17 protein-coding genes are annotated in these 17,208 nt (G+C 32.6%); 11 read left to right on the top strand and 6 right to left on the bottom strand.

Going from position 1 to position 17,208, the window contains the following annotated elements; genetic code table 11:
* Position 1: 1 nt before the first annotated feature.
* The 4 genes from ABZC13_RS06045 to ABZC13_RS06030 are packed head-to-tail and all read left to right on the top strand — an operon-like array spanning position 2 to position 5,936.
* Positions 2-1,921, top strand: coding sequence for a response regulator (locus tag ABZC13_RS06045; RefSeq protein WP_373001360.1), 1,920 nt, complete (start codon positions 2-4; stop codon positions 1,919-1,921).
* Positions 1,911-3,629: an EAL domain-containing protein gene (locus tag ABZC13_RS06040; RefSeq protein WP_373001358.1), complete on the top strand. Its 1,719-nt coding sequence runs from the start codon at positions 1,911-1,913 to the stop codon at positions 3,627-3,629. Before ABZC13_RS06045 ends, ABZC13_RS06040 begins: the two co-directional genes overlap by 11 nt.
* An 8-nt stretch (positions 3,630-3,637) precedes the next feature.
* Positions 3,638-4,873 (top strand): response regulator, encoded by a 1,236-nt coding sequence (locus tag ABZC13_RS06035; RefSeq protein ID WP_373001356.1) that lies wholly within the window; start codon positions 3,638-3,640, stop codon positions 4,871-4,873.
* Position 4,874: 1 nt separating this feature from the next.
* Complete coding sequence (locus tag ABZC13_RS06030; protein ID WP_373001354.1) at positions 4,875-5,936, top strand: response regulator transcription factor; 1,062 nt, start codon at positions 4,875-4,877, stop codon at positions 5,934-5,936.
* 57 nt (positions 5,937-5,993) lie between these two features.
* On the opposite strand, the gene ABZC13_RS06025 is transcribed toward ABZC13_RS06030, so the two are convergent.
* Genes ABZC13_RS06025 through ABZC13_RS06015 form a run of 3 tightly spaced genes read right to left on the bottom strand, consistent with a single transcriptional unit; the run spans position 5,994 to position 9,350 of the window.
* The gene (locus tag ABZC13_RS06025) at positions 5,994-7,313 is read right to left on the bottom strand and encodes a sodium ion-translocating decarboxylase subunit beta (protein ID WP_373001352.1); all 1,320 of its coding nucleotides are present in this window, start codon (positions 7,311-7,313) and stop codon (positions 5,994-5,996) included.
* Positions 7,314-7,317: 4 nt separating this feature from the next.
* Positions 7,318-9,111 carry a biotin/lipoyl-containing protein gene (locus ABZC13_RS06020; protein WP_373001350.1) on the bottom strand — a complete coding sequence of 598 codons (1,794 nt, stop codon included), beginning with the start codon at positions 9,109-9,111 and terminating at the stop codon, positions 7,318-7,320.
* Between the two features lie 8 nt (positions 9,112-9,119).
* Positions 9,120-9,350: an OadG family protein gene (locus tag ABZC13_RS06015; protein WP_373001348.1), complete on the bottom strand. Its 231-nt coding sequence runs from the start codon at positions 9,348-9,350 to the stop codon at positions 9,120-9,122.
* 148 nt (positions 9,351-9,498) lie between these two features.
* On the opposite strand from ABZC13_RS06015, the gene ABZC13_RS06010 reads away from it, so the two are divergent.
* Both ABZC13_RS06010 and ABZC13_RS06005 read left to right on the top strand, forming a co-directional pair.
* On the top strand, positions 9,499-9,786 hold the full coding sequence (locus ABZC13_RS06010) for a DUF3817 domain-containing protein (protein WP_373001346.1): 288 nt from the start codon (positions 9,499-9,501) through the stop codon (positions 9,784-9,786).
* 119 nt (positions 9,787-9,905) lie between these two features.
* The gene (locus tag ABZC13_RS06005; RefSeq protein WP_373001344.1) at positions 9,906-10,202 is read left to right on the top strand and encodes a hypothetical protein; all 297 of its coding nucleotides are present in this window, start codon (positions 9,906-9,908) and stop codon (positions 10,200-10,202) included.
* A gap of 1 nt (position 10,203) precedes the next feature.
* On the opposite strand, the gene ABZC13_RS06000 is transcribed toward ABZC13_RS06005, so the two are convergent.
* Positions 10,204-10,731: a hypothetical protein gene (locus ABZC13_RS06000; protein WP_373001342.1), complete on the bottom strand. Its 528-nt coding sequence runs from the start codon at positions 10,729-10,731 to the stop codon at positions 10,204-10,206.
* 44 nt (positions 10,732-10,775) lie between these two features.
* On the opposite strand from ABZC13_RS06000, the gene ABZC13_RS05995 reads away from it, so the two are divergent.
* Positions 10,776-10,943 (top strand): hypothetical protein, encoded by a 168-nt coding sequence (locus ABZC13_RS05995; RefSeq protein ID WP_373001340.1) that lies wholly within the window; start codon positions 10,776-10,778, stop codon positions 10,941-10,943.
* A gap of 4 nt (positions 10,944-10,947) precedes the next feature.
* Here ABZC13_RS05995 and ABZC13_RS05990 read toward each other — a convergent pair whose 3' ends face one another.
* Both ABZC13_RS05990 and htpG read right to left on the bottom strand, forming a co-directional pair.
* Positions 10,948-11,445, bottom strand: coding sequence for a hypothetical protein (locus ABZC13_RS05990; RefSeq protein WP_373001338.1), 498 nt, complete (start codon positions 11,443-11,445; stop codon positions 10,948-10,950).
* 100 nt (positions 11,446-11,545) lie between these two features.
* Positions 11,546-13,438: a molecular chaperone HtpG gene (gene htpG, locus ABZC13_RS05985; RefSeq protein ID WP_373001336.1), complete on the bottom strand. Its 1,893-nt coding sequence runs from the start codon at positions 13,436-13,438 to the stop codon at positions 11,546-11,548.
* Between the two features lie 163 nt (positions 13,439-13,601).
* Between htpG and ABZC13_RS05980 the strand changes: the two genes are divergently transcribed.
* The 4 genes from ABZC13_RS05980 to ABZC13_RS05965 all read left to right on the top strand — a co-directional run bounded on the left by ABZC13_RS05980 (position 13,602) and on the right by ABZC13_RS05965 (position 17,138).
* Positions 13,602-13,916 carry a hypothetical protein gene (locus ABZC13_RS05980; RefSeq protein WP_373001334.1) on the top strand — a complete coding sequence of 105 codons (315 nt, stop codon included), beginning with the start codon at positions 13,602-13,604 and terminating at the stop codon, positions 13,914-13,916.
* A gap of 119 nt (positions 13,917-14,035) precedes the next feature.
* Positions 14,036-14,728 carry a response regulator transcription factor gene (locus ABZC13_RS05975; RefSeq protein ID WP_373001332.1) on the top strand — a complete coding sequence of 231 codons (693 nt, stop codon included), beginning with the start codon at positions 14,036-14,038 and terminating at the stop codon, positions 14,726-14,728.
* Positions 14,721-15,935 carry an ArsS family sensor histidine kinase gene (locus ABZC13_RS05970; protein WP_373001330.1) on the top strand — a complete coding sequence of 405 codons (1,215 nt, stop codon included), beginning with the start codon at positions 14,721-14,723 and terminating at the stop codon, positions 15,933-15,935. Before ABZC13_RS05975 ends, ABZC13_RS05970 begins: the two co-directional genes overlap by 8 nt.
* Positions 15,936-16,028: 93 nt before the next feature.
* Positions 16,029-17,138, top strand: a complete 1,110-nt coding sequence (locus ABZC13_RS05965; RefSeq protein ID WP_373001328.1) for a multiheme c-type cytochrome — start codon at positions 16,029-16,031, stop codon at positions 17,136-17,138.
* Positions 17,139-17,208: the final 70 nt, after the last annotated feature.

The following is a 17,208-nucleotide window of genomic DNA, read 5'->3' as shown; positions in this document are numbered from 1 at the left end:
TATGCTTGACAAAAAGACTGCTGTCATAGTTGAAGAGAGTAAAACAATTCAACTTTATTATAAAAACTTGATAGCTCCGCTTGGTTATGAAGTTCTAAGTGTAAGTTCATTTAAAGAACTAAAAGATCTTTTAAAAGAAAAAACATACGTAGATTTAGCACTTATATCTTTAGATAGTAGTGACAATCCGGAATCTGTAGTTCGGTATGTAATAAGAAAAGAGATTTCAGTTGTTTTACTCAGTGGTGAAGAAGATCCTAAAATCAGAGAAAAGCTTGTAAAAGAAGATGTCGTAGACTATATTGATAAGTTATCACTCTCCAATGCTGAGGATACTGTAAAACTTGTAAAAAGACTTGAGATCAATAAACACGAAACAATACTAATAGTTGATGACTCTGCCCTGTTTCGATCAATTATATCAAACTTACTACAAAGACATAAGTTTAACGTCCTTGAAGCTGAAGATGGACAAAAAGCATTGGATATACTCAATAATAACATTAATATAAACCTTATTATAACAGACTATGAGATGCCTAATATAAATGGTCTGGAGCTTATTAAGAGTATCAGAAACAACTATGAGCTAAAAGAGATTCCAATAATTGTTATATCATCAGTTAATGCGCAATCAACCATTGTTGACTGCATGAAGCATGGAGCAAATGACTACTTAAATAAACCATTTAGCAATGGGGAATTTTATAGTCGTCTATATCTAACTCTATCATATAAAGAAAACCTTGATTTAGTTGCTGAACAAAAAGAGGTCTATGAAACACTTTTTTACCAATCTGCAAATGCAACATTGCTGATGAAAAACAGTGTCTTTACAGACTGTAATGAAGCTGCGCTGACTCTTTTAAAATTAAAAAGCAAAAGTGACATTAAAAATAAGTCACCCATGGATTTTTCTCCAGAGTTTCAACCAGATGGTCAACTATCCTCTCTTAAAAAAGACATTATTGCCGATGAAAATACTACACGTTTTGAGTGGGAGTATGTTACATTAGACTCTAAACATATAATGGTTGATGTCATACGTACTAAGTTCATTATTAAAGGTGAGGAAGTGACACATATAGTTTGGCATGATATTACAAATATGAAAAAGCTTGAAAATGACTTGGAATCTCTTAATATGTCTCTAGAACAGCGTGTAAAAGAAGAAGTTAAAAAGAATGAAGAACAATCATCACATATGTTACAACAGTCTCGCTTAGCTCAAATGGGAGAAATGATTAGCATGATAGCCCATCAGTGGCGTCAACCATTGGCTTCTATATCTGCCATATCCGGAACTTTAAGTATTGATATTATGATGGATCAATATAAAGCAGATTTTTTTCAAGAAAGATTAGAATCTATAAATGAATTATCTCAGCATCTATCTTCAACTATAGATGATTTTAGAGGTTTTTTCAAAGAAGAAAAAAGCATAAAAAAAGTAACTGTTAAAGAGTTAATAAAGAGTAGTATTGGGATTATTGGACCAACACTTAAGACTAAAAATATAAAAATAAAATTGGAACTAGATGAAAATATCAGTGTAAACACCTATCCAAATGAAGTAAAACAAGTAATACTGAATATACTAAAAAATGCAGAAGATATTCTATTGGAAAAAGAGATAAAAGATGCTTCTATATGCATAAGTGGACATAAAGATGATGAAAATGCTTACTTAATATTGGAAGATAATGCTGGTGGAGTACCAGAAGATATATTAAACAGTATATTTGAGCCTTACTTTAGCACTAAAACAGCAAAAGACGGAACTGGACTTGGACTATATATGTCTAAAACTATTATAGAAGATCACTGTAAAGGCAGTTTAAAAGTAGAAAACAGTGAGTATGGAGCAAGGTTTACAATTGCTCTTCCAATAGACACAAAGGAGAGTCAAGATGCACAATAGAATCCAAGAATGTGTAGTTTTATGTAATGATTTAAATATACTATATGTAGAAGACAATGAAGAAGCAAGACAATTTACTATGGAGATGCTGAAACGTTTTTTCAAATCAATTACAGTCGCTGCAGATGGAGAAGATGGTTTAGCAAAGTTTAAAGAGAATGAATTTGATATGATATTAACAGACATTAACATGCCAAAGATGAATGGTTTAGAGATGGCAAAAGAGATTAAAAGCATAAACAAATCTATTCCCATACTTATTCTCTCCGCGCATAATGAGGAAAATTATTTTATATCTAGCATCCAGATAGGCATAGACGGCTACCTGCTAAAACCTCTTGAAATAAGCCAATTTACAGATACTCTTTTAAAATCTGTTGAGAAAATCCACCTTCAAAAAGAGATACAAAACTACCAAATAGAACTAGAATCATCTAATGCAAATCTAGAAGCTAAGGTACAAGAGAGAACAGCAGAACTAGAGCATAGACTATATCATGACAGTTTGACTAATCTTAGAAATCATACTTTTATGATGAAAAACATTGGTTCAAGCTCTAATGAGACAATTTTTTTAATAGATATTAATGGCTTTCAAAAATTCAACGACATCTATGGACTAAAGTCTGGAAATACAATTTTGAAAAAATTTGCTCAGAACTTACAAGACTTCAATCAAAATAATAACTACACAGTTTATAGAGTTTATGGAGATGGTTTTGTACTTCAAAGAGACAAAGCTTCTTCTATCCAAGAGAGTTTTGATGTGCAAAAAGAAAAACTATTAAATCATTTTGAAAGTATAAAAATATATCTTGAGGAGATAGAAGAAGATATAGAAATTGAAGTAACTATAGGCGCTAGTGTAAATGAAGAACGCCCATATATCAAAGCAGATATGGCACTAAAACATGCAAAAAAAAATAACTTGACAATTGCTTTATATAGTGAAGAAATGGATACTTCCAAAAGACTTATAAACGATCTATACTGGAAAAAAGAGATAAAGTCTGCTCTAAAGAATGATTCTATTATACCTGTATTTCAAGGTATAGTAGACATGTCTCAAAATATTGTCAAATATGAAAGTCTAATGCGTCTAAAACAGGACGATAATGGTGAAGAAAAATTAATATCACCATTCTTCTTTCTGGATGCTGCGGTAAATACAAGACAGTATAATAAATTAACAAGAATAATGGTCCAAAAAACATTTTTATTTATGCAGGATAAAGATATAGATTTTTCTATCAACTTATCTTTTGAGGACTTATCAGACTCACTAAGAGTTGAGTTCCTACATGAACAAATACAAAAGCACGGAGTAGAAAACAGACTAATACTGGAAATATTAGAGAGTGAGACAGTAAGTGACTATGAATTAGTTATAAATGTGCTAAAGGAGTTTAGAGATAAAGGTGTTAGGATAGCAATAGATGATTTTGGATCCGGATATTCAAACTTTGAACATATTTTAAAACTAGATCCTGATTTTATTAAAATAGATGCTTCTTTAACAAAAAATATATTAGAAGACGATCGTACATATACTCTTATAAAAGCTATTTGTGAGTTTTCACATAAGTTAGACATCAAAGTAATTGCAGAGTTTGTTAGTACACAAGAGATTTTTCTTGCACTAAAAGAGTTAGGAATAGACGAGTATCAAGGGTTTTACTTCTCCATTCCATCAACAAAGCTACTATAGGATGTTTTATGAATATTAACTTAGAAGATATAAAACAGTTTAAGCAAATGTGTTTGAATATCTCCATACTAATGGTAGATGATGAAGTTGAACTCACAAAATATTACAAAGAGATAGCACAACGTTTTTTTGAGTCCGTAGACATAGCAAACAGTGGGGCAGAAGCACTTGAGATGTTTAAACAAAATAAATATGACATAATATATACGGATCTCAATATGCCGGGTATGCATGGTATAGAATTAATAAAAAAAATCAAAGAGATAAATCCAAAACAAAAATTCATTGTAATCTCAGCCAGTAATGAATCTGATAAACTGATGGATTTACTCTCTTTGAATATTTCCGGTTTTATTGTAAAACCTTTTACGATAAATAACTTCATGCATGTAAGTATGGAACAAATTTCAATTGTTTTACAGGCAAAACAACTGCAAGAACAGGCAAATGAATTAAACAAAGAGATAGTCAAAATAACAAAAGAGAAACAAGATCAGGAGCAGATGCTGATTCAACAATCAAAACTTGCTCAAACAGGTGAGATGATATCTATGATATCGCATCAATGGAGACAACCGCTATCTTCTATAACAACAACCTTATCAGGACTAAAAACGAGGCTTGATCTTGGTATCTATGATGATGAAGAAAATCCTATCTTATCTATTACTTCTGACTTTAATAAAGCATTTGACAAGATTGAGAATATGGCTATATTTCTTTCAAAAACAGTAAATGATTTTAGAAACTTTTATCGTCCTGACAACAAAAAAACTATTATTGATATCTGCGATGCAATGGATAGTGTACTTAGAATACTTAATCCTAATGGAAACAATATAAAAGTAGATTATAAGTGTGCAGAGGTTGACAACAGAGAAGTTTATACATTTGAAGGTGAGTTAAAACAAGTCTTCATAAGCATAATAAACAATGCTGTAGATGCCCTATTGGACAAAGGAACTGATGAGGCAAAAATATCTATTCATATAACACAAGATGCTGATAATATTATAGTAAGTATTGCTGATAATGCGGGTGGTATTCCGGATGATATAATTAATAACATATTTTTGCCATACTTTTCAACAAAAAATGAAAAAAATGGAACCGGGCTTGGACTTCATATGGCAAAAACAATCATAGAGCATCATGTAAATGGAAGCTTAAGTGTTAACAATTCCAAAGCTTATAATGGTGCAGAGTTTATTATAAGTATCCCCAAATCAAAAAAAAAGGATTAATATGTACAGTGCAAAAGATTTAAGACAGTATACGAAGCATCTAACTGTTTTATACGTTGAGGATGACTCACAATTAAGAGAGAGTACAGTTTTTCTGTTTGAGCCTTTTTTTAAAGAGATTGATTCAGCATGCGACGGAGAAGAAGGTCTAGCTCTATACAACAAAAAACAGTACGATATGGTGATTACAGATATAAATATGCCAAAGATGAATGGTATAGAAATGATATTTAAGATTAAAGAGATAAATACAGAACAAAAGATTGTTGCTATATCCGCACATAATGAGTCTGATATATTAATTGACTTGGTAAAAGCAGGAATAAACAGCTTCATATTAAAGCCAATCATTCAAAATGAAGTTATTAATACTCTATACCCAATAAGCAGAGATGCATATACTCAGATACAAAATATAGAATTAGTTAATGAGTTAAATGAAAAGAATGAAGAGTTAGAGAAACAATTAAAAGAGATAAAATCTAAAAACAACACTATAGATACAAAACACGCTCAAGTTGAGAAATTATTGAAAATGGCAACTTCAAATGATGAAGAGACTCAAACTGATGAGATCATGCCAGAGTATTTCGAAAAAGATGATGATGAAGGTGACGAGAATGTAGTATTTTTGAAAGATGATGCCGATGATTTACTAGAATATTTTAATGAGATATCCGAATATATTTCTCTTGCACTTATGCATTCAAATAAAGATGATATTTTAGAAATTGCAAAAATATTCTCTAAGACATCTTCTTTACTGCTTAGATATTCACCATATTTAGACTCATTAGCAGCAAGTATGGATGAGCTTTCACAGGCATTAAGTGAGCACACAGATGAGTTTATGAATGTTTTAACAAGTGACAGTGATAGTGTATTTAGTCTTTTTGATGCGGTTAGTTCTGACATGCATCGTTATGTTGATAGGTTTAGTGTAGAGAGTATTGCTATGAAAAATTCTCATCATATTCATGATCCTACAACGCTTAGTATACGTCAAATCATATCAATATTTACAGAAGATGAACTAGAGTCTGGAGAGATTGAATTTTTTTAATAAAAAGAGATTCTACTATTCATCCAAATGGATGAATAGTAATAACTAAATAGTTAGTTATTGAAATAAAGAGATAAGTACACCCGCAGCAACTGCTGAACCGATAACACCTGCAACATTTGGACCCATTGCGTGCATCAGAAGCATGTTAGAACGGTCATACTCCATACCGACTTTATTTGATACACGAGCTGCCATTGGAACAGCAGATACACCAGCAGAACCGATTAATGGATTAATCTTATGTCCTGGGAACAGGTTCATAATCTTAGCCATAATAACACCCGCTGCAGTACCTACAGAGAACGCAATAATACCAAGAGCCATAATAAACATTGTATCTGGAACTAAGAACTGATCAGCTGCCAGTTTTGAACCAACACCAAGACCTAGGAAAATAGTTACAATGTTAATTAGTGCATTTTGAAGAGTATCATTAAGACGCTCAACAACACCAGACTCTTTTAAGAAGTTACCAAACATAAATGCACCAATTAGTGGTGTTGATTCCGGTAGAACTAAAATAGCAAGACTAAGAACCATTACAGGAAAAACTAACTTCTCTAAACGAGATACATGACGAAGTGTAGTCATTTTAATTTTTCTCTCTGCATCAGTTGTTAATGCTTTCATGATAGGGGGTTGAATAATAGGAACCATAGCCATATATGAATAAGATGCAACTGCAATTGCTCCTAGAAGCTCAGGTGCAAGTTTAGTCGCGATAAAGATAGATGTCGGACCATCAGCTCCACCAATAATAGAAATCGCACTTGCTTGTTGAAGAGTAAAATCAACAAAACCCATTTGAGATAATGCAACAGCTCCAACAAGTGTTCCAAAAATACCAAACTGTGCAGCGCCACCAAGAAGTGCTGTTTTAGGGTTTGAAAGAAGTGGACCAAAGTCAGTCATTGCTCCAACACCCATAAATATGATGATTGGAAACATCTCATTTGATAGACCCATATTATATATAACACCTAAAAAGCCATGAGCACCTGCAATATTTGCAACTGGAATGTTGGCTAAAAGACCACCAAAAGCGATCGGCAGTAATAATAATGGCTCAAATCCTTTTCTAATAGCTAACCAAAATAGGAAAAATGTAAGCAAAATCATAAGTACGCGTCCCCAAGACTTATGAAAGTTACTCATATCTTCACCATGAGCATTCTTCTCATTTGGATCAGGGTTAATCAGGGCATTAATACCTGTTGATTTTAAAAAACCACCAACCATTTCAGTAAATGGTTTAGTTTTATAAGTCTCCTCTTGATGTGCTGAAAGAGCCTCAGTTGGTGCAGGAGCACTAGCGTGTAATGCACCAAAGCTAAAAAGCATCAGTGCAAGTAATTTTATAACAAAAGATTTCATCTATTTATCCTAATACTGCTACGACTTGACCTTCTACTACCTTGTCGTTTGTTGCAACATTGATAGACTTAATAACGCCGCCACGAGGTGCAACAACATCAATTTCCATTTTCATAGACTCTAAAATCATGATTACATCACCTTCGTTTACGCTTTGACCCGGATTAGCAACAATTTTCCAAACGTTACCCGGAAGAAGCGCTTTAATTGAAACTTCATCACCAGAAGTTTTTGCTACTGAAGCTGGAGCTACACTCTCTCCATCTACTGCAGTTACTTGAATATTTGCGTCGCCTTCTGCAACCTGAACACTAAACTTCTGACCATCTACTACAACTGTATAATTTCCACTACCCATATTAAAACTTCCTTCACTTTCTTTTTTCATTTCTGATATTTTACGAACATTAAACTCACCCTTGCCTTTTAGGAAAGCGATACCTTTCTCTTGACAAGCAGCTGCAATAAATATATTTTCTTCTGTTATTTCTATATCTTCTTCTTTAAGCTTATTGATCCAAGTCTCTAAAGATTTACTCTCATCAGCATTAGCTAAATCAAGAGCTTTTTCTGTTGTTGGTTCTAAGCCCAATTTTTCTGAAGCAATTCTAACAACTTCTGGGTCTGGAGCAACTGGAGTCTTACCAAAATAACCAAGAACCATTTTTCCATAACCAGGAGCTATAGCTTTCCAAGGACCTTGCATTACATTATTAAGTGCTTGCTGGAAATAGAATTGAGAAACAGGAGTTACAGATGTACCATAACCACCTTTTTCAACTACCTCTGTCATTGCAGCAATAACTTCTGGAAATTTATCTAAGATGTCGTTGTCACGCATCATTTGCGTATTTGCAGTTAATGCACCACCTGGCATTGGTGAGAATGGAATAATTGGAGAAACCATTGTCGCTTCAGGAGGCATAAAATAGTCAGATAAACAATGCTGTAACTCTTTTTCATAAGTCAATACTTTGTCAATTTCTAAGCCACCAAGGTCATAATCCATACCTTTTGTAGCATGAAGCATAGTTAAGATATCAGGTTGACTTGTTCCACCAGAAACTGGAGCAGCAGCCATATCTATACCATCAACGCCAGCTTCTAAAGCTGCCATATAAGCAGAAACAGATACACCGGCAGTCTCATGAGTATGAAGACGTAAATGAGTTCCTTCTGGGATTAGTTTACGAGCCATTTTAATAGTATCAAAAACTTTCTGAGGGTTTGAAGTACCAGAAGCATCTTTAAAACAGATGCTATCATATGGGATACCGCTATCTAAAATCTCACGAAGAGTTTTCTCATAAAATTCTGTTGTATGTGCACCATGACATCCTGGAGGAAGATCCATCATTGTAACAACAACTTCGTGCTTAAGCCCGTGATGAGCAATTCTCTCACCTGAATATTTTAAGTTTTCAACATCATTAAGTGCATCAAAGTTTCTAATTGTAGTTGTACCGTGCTTTTTAAACATTTTTGCATGAAGATCAATCAACTCTTTACTACCTGTGTCTAACATTACGGTATTAACACCACGAGCTAGAGTCTGGAGATTCGCATCCGGACCAACAATTTTACGGAACTTGTCCATCATTTCAAAAGCATCTTCTCTTAGGTAGAAGTATAAAGATTGAAATCTTGCTCCACCACCGAATTCAAAGTGATTAATACCTGCTCTTTTTGCTGCTTCTACTGCTGGAAAAAAGTCATCCATCAGTACGCGACCACCAAAAACCGATTGAAAACCATCTCTAAAAGTTGTGTCCATTACATCTATAAATTTTTTAGCCATTATAATCCTTAACCTTCTCTATGATGAGATATTGCTGCAGTTATTGCTGCAATTATTTTCTTATTATCTTTTGCTGTATTCACTGCTGGTTCTAAACTTGCTTTTGGTTCAGGGAAAAATTTATGTACAATATATGACATGATATTCATGCACACAATCATAATAACCAAGAATAGAAGAACTGTTCCCATTCCTAATCCCATAAACTTAAAACCTTCTAATACTAGGTTAGTTTCCATAGATTTACCTTTGTTACAATTTTGCAAAGAGTATAGTGTAAAGATGTTTAAACGAAGTTTTCAATTGTTTTGTAATTTTTTAAAGTTGTGCAATTGTTACTTTTTGATTATATACTTCCGTTATAAATTTTATAAAAAGATAATAATCATGAAAAACAGTGTAAAAAAATTCGGACAGATCAACTCAATAGAAGGATATTCATATCTTCTTCTTCTTTTTATTGCAATGCCAATGAAATACGCATTTGGCTATCCTATGGCAGTAAAAATTGCAGGTATGATTCATGGTATTCTTTTTATACTTTTTTGTCTCTTGCTAGTAAAAGCATGGAAAGACAGCAAATGGGATTTTAGTGAAAATATCATTTTTTTTGTAGCTTCACTTATCCCTTTTGGAACCTTTTATACAAAAAATAAAATAAAAGCTTATGAGTAAAAAAGAATAATTTTGATAAAATTCAAAATCAATAAAACCTCTCGACAAGTAGCGAAGCTTTAGTGACTAAATATAATTTGGACTTGTTCAAACTGTATGAGATATAAATAAGGATAAGAATGATAGCTGGAATGCATGAACAAGACTTCGTAGCGTATATAATTTTTGGACTTACATTAAACTTTCTGTTTTCCATACTTTTTGGGGTATACCTTAGTAAAAACATAGGTATGCAGGAAATGATAGAATCTAAAGGGGATAAAGAACAATCTCTTTTAGTAAGCCTGAGTCTTTTTATCCCTTTTGCAAAAATGCTTATCACTCTATATAGAGTAACAATTCTTCAGTTATATTTCCTTAACAAGGGTTATACGCACAAAGAGTTTTGGGTCTATATGACCAACAACAATAATTAGACTATTTATATAACTCTTCTATACAACTATTAAAAATCTTTTCTGCCCATAATCCCTTATTTTCTATCTTGGCTTTTCTCTGTGCCAAGGTAAAATAGCTTTCGAACTCTTCATCTTTAAACATCGGTTTCTTTATTGCTAATCCTTCTGCAAGAAGAAGCTCTGAGAGTGTAACCTGCCCTTTTGCATACAAAACACATTCAGTCTCTTTTATCTCTAGATGATATGTTTGCTTATATTCTAAAAGCCTATGTGTATAATCTTTTAACTTAGGATTTTTTCTATATAACCTGTCTATACTGTTTTGGCATCTTGATCCAGATTTAGAAGTATTGTACATTTTTTCAAGTGTCAAAACACCATAAGACCTACATTCAAATGAATAATCACCTATACCAAACTCTTGAATTGCATTTGATATGGTGTTATTTAATATCGCTAAAGTCGGCTCTTTAGCATCTATAGGAAGACTCAACAAAATATAAAAAATGTAAATATTTATTTTTCTTAGCATATGTGATTTTAACATGTTATAATTGAAATCTCTGAATAAATTTTAAGGTATGCCTCTACATGAATGATTTTCAACTCAAACTCATCCTTAGTATATTAGGTGGTGTAGTTTTTTCATTTGTATTTATTGTACTAGCTTTTGCTCTTCCACTAGATAAAGGCCACGTGTATAAAAAGATACCAAAAGGTATGCTAGAAAAAGTATCTGAATCTGCAAGTAAAAGATAGTTTTTTATAAAGAATTTTTAATATTAATAAGTGTTATTGTCTCATGTGCACATTTAGGCTTCAACCTAACAGCACAAGCGCTTAAAGCTTCTACACATAGTGCAAGATAGTCCAAATCGTTTTTTTTCATAAGTTCTTCTAAAACTTTTATACCGTCTTTTATACGAAGATTTCTTGCAACACCTAGGTTTTTATGTGCGAGTTCTCTTAGAGGTGTGTAATTAAGTCCTCTTGATATTTTCATAGTATTTTGCAGTTCTTCTAAGTGATGCAAAAAAAGTGCTTCTGATTTTAAAATCTGACTTACATAATCTTCTACTAACTGATCCACTAGTTTAGCATCTAAACCTAGCTCTTCAATAGCTTCATTAGGGCTATAAATATAGTCCTGTATTTGTAAGTTGTTTATATTGTCTTGAAGAAATATAGTACTCTTATTTAGAGTCTTATCGATAGAGATTTGTTTTTCTTCATCGATTTGTTGTTTTCTTTCTAAAGTCATACAATTAAAATATCATATTTTTGTAATTTTAATTATTAAAATGTCCTATAAATATGAAATAAGTATATGAGTGCTACTTATGCACTCATATAAAAAAAAATTATAATGCTTTAGTGATAATTCTATTTAATCTTGAAATAAAGCCTGCTGTATCATCAAGCTCAATACCATCAAATAGTTTTGCTTGATCAAATAAAACATGCGCTGCGTCATTGATAAGGTTTTGATCAGTTGCATCTTTAAGTTTTAGTATAAGCTCATGCTTAGGATTGATCTGAAGGATTGGAGCCGGTGCAGGTGCTCCAGTGTCTTGTCCCATTTGTTTCATCATCTGAGCCATCATGTAAGCTGGATCTTCTTTATCTTCTTTTAGTTTAACAGGAGAATCAACCAGATCTGAAGTAGTCTCAACTGATTTTACGCTATCTCCAAGTGCTTCTTTAAACTCTTTTGCAAGACCTTCGTAAGATTTTGCCACTTCCTCTTCAGCTTTTTTCTCTTCTTCGCTCTCTTCAAACTTAGCATCTGCAACGTGAACAAGTTTATATTCTTTGTATTCAGTAACCATTGGGAAGATAATAGTATCAACTTCTTCATTTAAAACTAAGACATCAATACCTTTAGCTTTAAATCTCTCTAACGCAGGAGAAGCTTTTAGCATTGCCAGAGAAGTCTTACCAGTAATATAATATATCTCTTTTTTATCTTCATCCACATTTTTAACAAAATCTTCGATCATCAGAGTCTCTGAAGAGTTAAGAGTATTAAACTTCATAAGCTCTAAAATTTTCTCACGGTTACCGAAGTCACTGTAAAGACCCTCTTTAAGTACGTTTCCAAACTCAGCAAAAAACTCTTCATATTTTGCAGGATTCTTCTTAGCCATTTTAGATAGTTCTGAAAGTACTTTTTTAACAGATGCATTCTTAATCTTAGCCATAACTGCATTAGACTGTAAAATCTCACGTGATACATTTAGAGGTAAATCCTTAGAATCTATAACACCACGTAAAAATCTTAAGTAAGTAGGCATTAACTCTTTTTCATCATCAGTGATAAATACACGGTTAATGTAAAGCTTGATACCTGTTTGGTAATCAACTCTAAACATATCCATTGGAGCTTTTGATGGAATATAGAAAAGTGTCGTGTACTCTATTGCACCTTCAGCTTTATTGTGCATCCAAGTTAATGGCTCTTCTGACGAGTGAGCGATTGAAGAATAAAAATCTTTATATTCATCATCTGAAATTTCTGATTTTGAGATTGTCCAAAGTGCGTTTGCACGGTTAATTTGTACATTTTCTATCTCAGTTTTTGAAGGTTCTATCTCTTTATCATCATCATCTTTTACAGCTGGAATAAATTTGTCTTTATCCATAAAAATCGCAAATGGAATGTGATTAGAATATTTTTTGATAATAGTTTCTATTCTGTGCGTTTCTAAAAACTCTTCTTCATCATCATTAAGATGCATAACAATGGTAGTACCATGACCGTCTTGAGTAGTGTTTTCTACCTCAAACTCACCATCACCTGCACTTGTCCATAAAAATGCCTGCTCTTCACCGGCTTTTTTAGTAGTTACTTCAACTTTATGAGCTACCATAAAACAAGCGTAAAAACCAACACCAAACTGACCAATAAGATTAGAATCTGCTTTTTGATCACCAGTAAGATTTTCTAAAAATGCTTTAGTACCAGACTTAGCGATAGTACCTAAGTTGTTCATCAAATCTTCTTCGTTCATACCGATACCAGAATCTTTAATTGTTAAAGTCTTAGCCTCTTTATTTGCTACGATATCAATACGAGGTGTAAAAGTCACATCCTTATACTTTTCGTCAGTTAAAACTAACATGTTTAATTTATCTAGTGCATCTGAAGCGTTTGAAACCAACTCACGTATGAAAATTTCTTTGTTCGAGTATAGTGAGTGAATCATTAAGTTTAGTATTTGATTTGCTTCTGTTTGAAACTGATGTTTAGCCATTTTAATGTCCTTATTTGTAAATTTTCGTAAGTTTATCAAAAAAAAGTTAATAGAAGCAAGTTGTATCAACTTGTTTTAGTCATATACACTCACGTAAGTTTAGTCATTTTCTAGTTAATCTATTTTAGCTATAATTTTTCAGCTAATAAACAGAGGTTAACTTATGGAAAATGATTTTATAGAGATGATGGAGCCAACTCCAAAACTCCATTCAAAAAGATGTAAGCTGATATCTTTTCTTCTAAGAATTTTCTTACAATTTTCTATATATATTGTTGCCATTATCGTTTGGCTGATGTATGACTACTTTATTGCTATAGCAACTCTACTTCTAAGTTTTATTATTATGGGAATAATTCGCTCAAAAATCAGAAACAGTGTAATACCGCCAAAACAGAGAGAATATCAGTACAATGATCAAGGAATTGCGGATTGGTTTACGGCAAAAGAGTTGTGTTATGAAGACATCAAAGAGTAAAAAATGTTTACTTTTGTAATAACTTTGTGATAAATTATTAGAAACAGCTATCATTAAAGTATTAAAAAAACTTATTTCGTTAGAATCTTATTTAAACAAACTAATAATAAGATTTAATAATGAAAGAAAAAATAGACATACTAATCGTAGAAGATGATATAGACTTATCAGACCTTCTTGCAAGCTACCTTATTAACAGTGACTACACCGTAGATATTTTAAATGATCCACTTAAAGTACTCGCACAACTGGAAGAAAAATCTTATAAAATTATACTGCTTGACCTATCTCTTCCAAAAATGGACGGACTCATGCTATGTGAACTTATACGTAAAAAACATACTGTTCCTATCATAATCATGTCTGCACGTGACAATGTCAGTGATAAAGTACTTGGATTAGAAAAAGGTGCTGATGACTATCTTCCAAAACCATTTGATACTCGTGAGCTTATTGCAAGAATACAAGTTCAGCTAAGAAGAGCCAATAATAATGTAAACACAAGTGAGACTTTTGAAGACCATGAATTTAGTTGTGACAAAACAACTATGAAGATTTGTTTTAAAGATAAACCACTTGATCTTACTGTTGCAGAGTTTGGTGTTTTAAAACTCTTTCTTTTAAACAGAGGCATAGTATTTTCCCGTGAGCAAATTTTAGACAGCGTTGATGGCATGAACTGGAGTAGCGGAGATAGAAGTATTGATGTAATCATCAGTAGACTTCGTACAAAATTAAATGACAATCCAAGAGAACCAAAATACTTTGAATCTGTCAGAGGAATTGGTTACAGAATGATGCAAAATGAATAAACACTCTATATTACTGCGAATTATCATATTTTTTATTTTAGCTCTGGTAGCTACTACAGCCCTTTTTAAAGTAATGCACAAACATGAGTTTACAAATGAGAGAGAAAAACTTCGTGTTCACTATCATCATGTTGCTATGTCTGTTATGAGATGGAAGATTGGGGAAAGCACTTACGATGAGCTGCTTATAGCCTTGAAAAAAGACAAGATATCTGTAGTTGATAATTCTAACCTATATAAAAGTATTCAAGGACTTAAAAAATTTGACACAGTCTCTTGTGCAAAGGGTGATTTTCATCTATATGAGCAAGGCTCTTTTAGATATGTAATAGTCCCGCCTGAAGTTGGGACTATGCTACTAAAAGATGAAAACACAAAGTCTATAAATGTTGATTATGTTTGGTGGTTATATGCCGCATTTATAGCGATTATGTTGATTCTATTTTTATCTATTGCGATTAGTCTATATCCACTAAAGCATCTACAGCAACAGATACGACGTTTTGGAGAGGGAGATATAGATATAGACTTTACTTCGACTCGTAAAGATGAGATTGCAGAAGTCTCAAATGAGTTTAACAAATCAGCAAAAAAAATCAGAGATATACTACATGCAAGAATTATATTTTTAAGAAACATCACTCATGAGTGTAAAACACCTATTACTAGTGGTAAACTAGCTCTAGAATTTATAGAAGAGTCTAAGGCTAAAGAAAAACTAAACAATGTATTTACGCGTTTAGAACTGCTTTTAAAAGAGTTTGTACATATTGAAAAGATTACTGCAACCGACCAAAAACTTCAAAAAAAACTCTACCCGATTACAGATATTTTAGGTCAAGCTACCGATATGCTCTTTTTAGAGCCCGATTCTATTAAAAATAACTTTTCTAAAAGAAGATTAGATGTTAATTTTGAACTATTTACAATAGTCTTTAAAAACCTTATTGACAATGGTCTTAAGTATTCACAAAATAATGATTTCTATATAGAGTGTGAAGAATATGGCATCCACTTCTGCTCACGAGGGGATGAGATGGATGAAAGTTTAGAGCATTATATTCAGCCATTTACAAAAGGTGAGATGAAATCATCTGAGAGTTTTGGCTTGGGTCTCTATATCGTAGATGCTATACTCAAAAAGCACAACTACACTCTTTCATACAGATATGAGAATGGTTATAACTGTTTTACAATCGAACTCTAATCATTAACAAGCTATTAACAATGTATTAATAGCTAATTCATATCTTTTTTTTATAGTTTGCATTGAATTTACATCTAAGTCAAAAGGACCGGTATGAAAGTAAAATATCTGTTAACGATATTTCTAACGTTAAGCGCAACACTAATCGCAAATACAAAATTTGCTCCAAATAGTGAGTGTAAAAGTTGTCACCCTGTGATCACACAAGAGTATGAGACTGCTATGCATAAAAACTCTACAATCTTTAAAGACCCTATTCATAAGGCTGTATGGGATGGACATCCTGTAAATAAGAAAAAGGGCAAATATAAATGTGCCAAATGTCATACACCGACTGCAAGCAACATAAAAGATATGATGGGCAAAGGGACTAAAGGTGTTCCGGATGCAACAGATCCTACACATACAGAAGGTATCTCTTGTGCATTTTGTCACCGTATAGAATCTATCAAACATGGTGATATGTCAAACTCAAATGTTGTTTCTAAAAAAGAAAAACACTACTTTGGAACTATGAAGAATGCAATTGAGAGTGAATTTCACACTTCATCATCCGATAACAAAAACTTTCAAAATGGAAATGTATGTATAGGTTGCCATTCCCATAAAAAAAACAAGGCTAAACTAAATGTCTGCTCTACAAATATAAGCAACGAGATGGACAGAGCTAACTGTGTCTCATGTCATATGCCAAAAGTTGATGGCTCTGTTTCAAATGTAAGAGAGACTAAAAAACACAGTTTTCACGGCTTTCCAGGTGCTCACACTCATCAAGATATGCTTTCAAAATATATAGGGTTAGAGTTCTTGAAAAATATAGGCAGTTTTGAAGTCGCTGTAAACAACAAAAGCTCACACGCCCTACTTCTGCATCCACTACGCCTATCTCAACTTCGTGTTAGCGTAGAAAGAAATACTAAAATTGAGAAGTTCAAACCAGAGGTATTTGTAAGAGTTATTGGAAAAGATGGAAAACCAACGCCTCCATGGGTAGCAGATGCTGTCATCAAAGACACTATGATAAAAGCAAATGAAAAACGTGTAGTTACATACAAAAAGCAACTTCAACAAGGTGACAAAGTACATGTAACACTAGGATACTTCTTAGTTAAACCAAAAGCACTTAAAAAGTTTGGTCTTGAAAAAGATGAAGTTGCTAAGAAGTTTTATATTCTTAAAAAAGAGACTTTTGTTGTTAAATAGTAGGCCATTAACATTACGTTAACAAAAGACTAACATATAGTTGACATTAGTTTGTCACAATTATGTTACA

Source organism: Sulfurimonas sp. (assembly GCF_041563035.1).
Classification (GTDB): domain Bacteria; phylum Campylobacterota; class Campylobacteria; order Campylobacterales; family Sulfurimonadaceae; genus Sulfurimonas.
The sequence above is the reverse complement of the archived record's forward strand: the minus strand, read 5'-3'. Positions and strand labels throughout refer to the sequence as shown.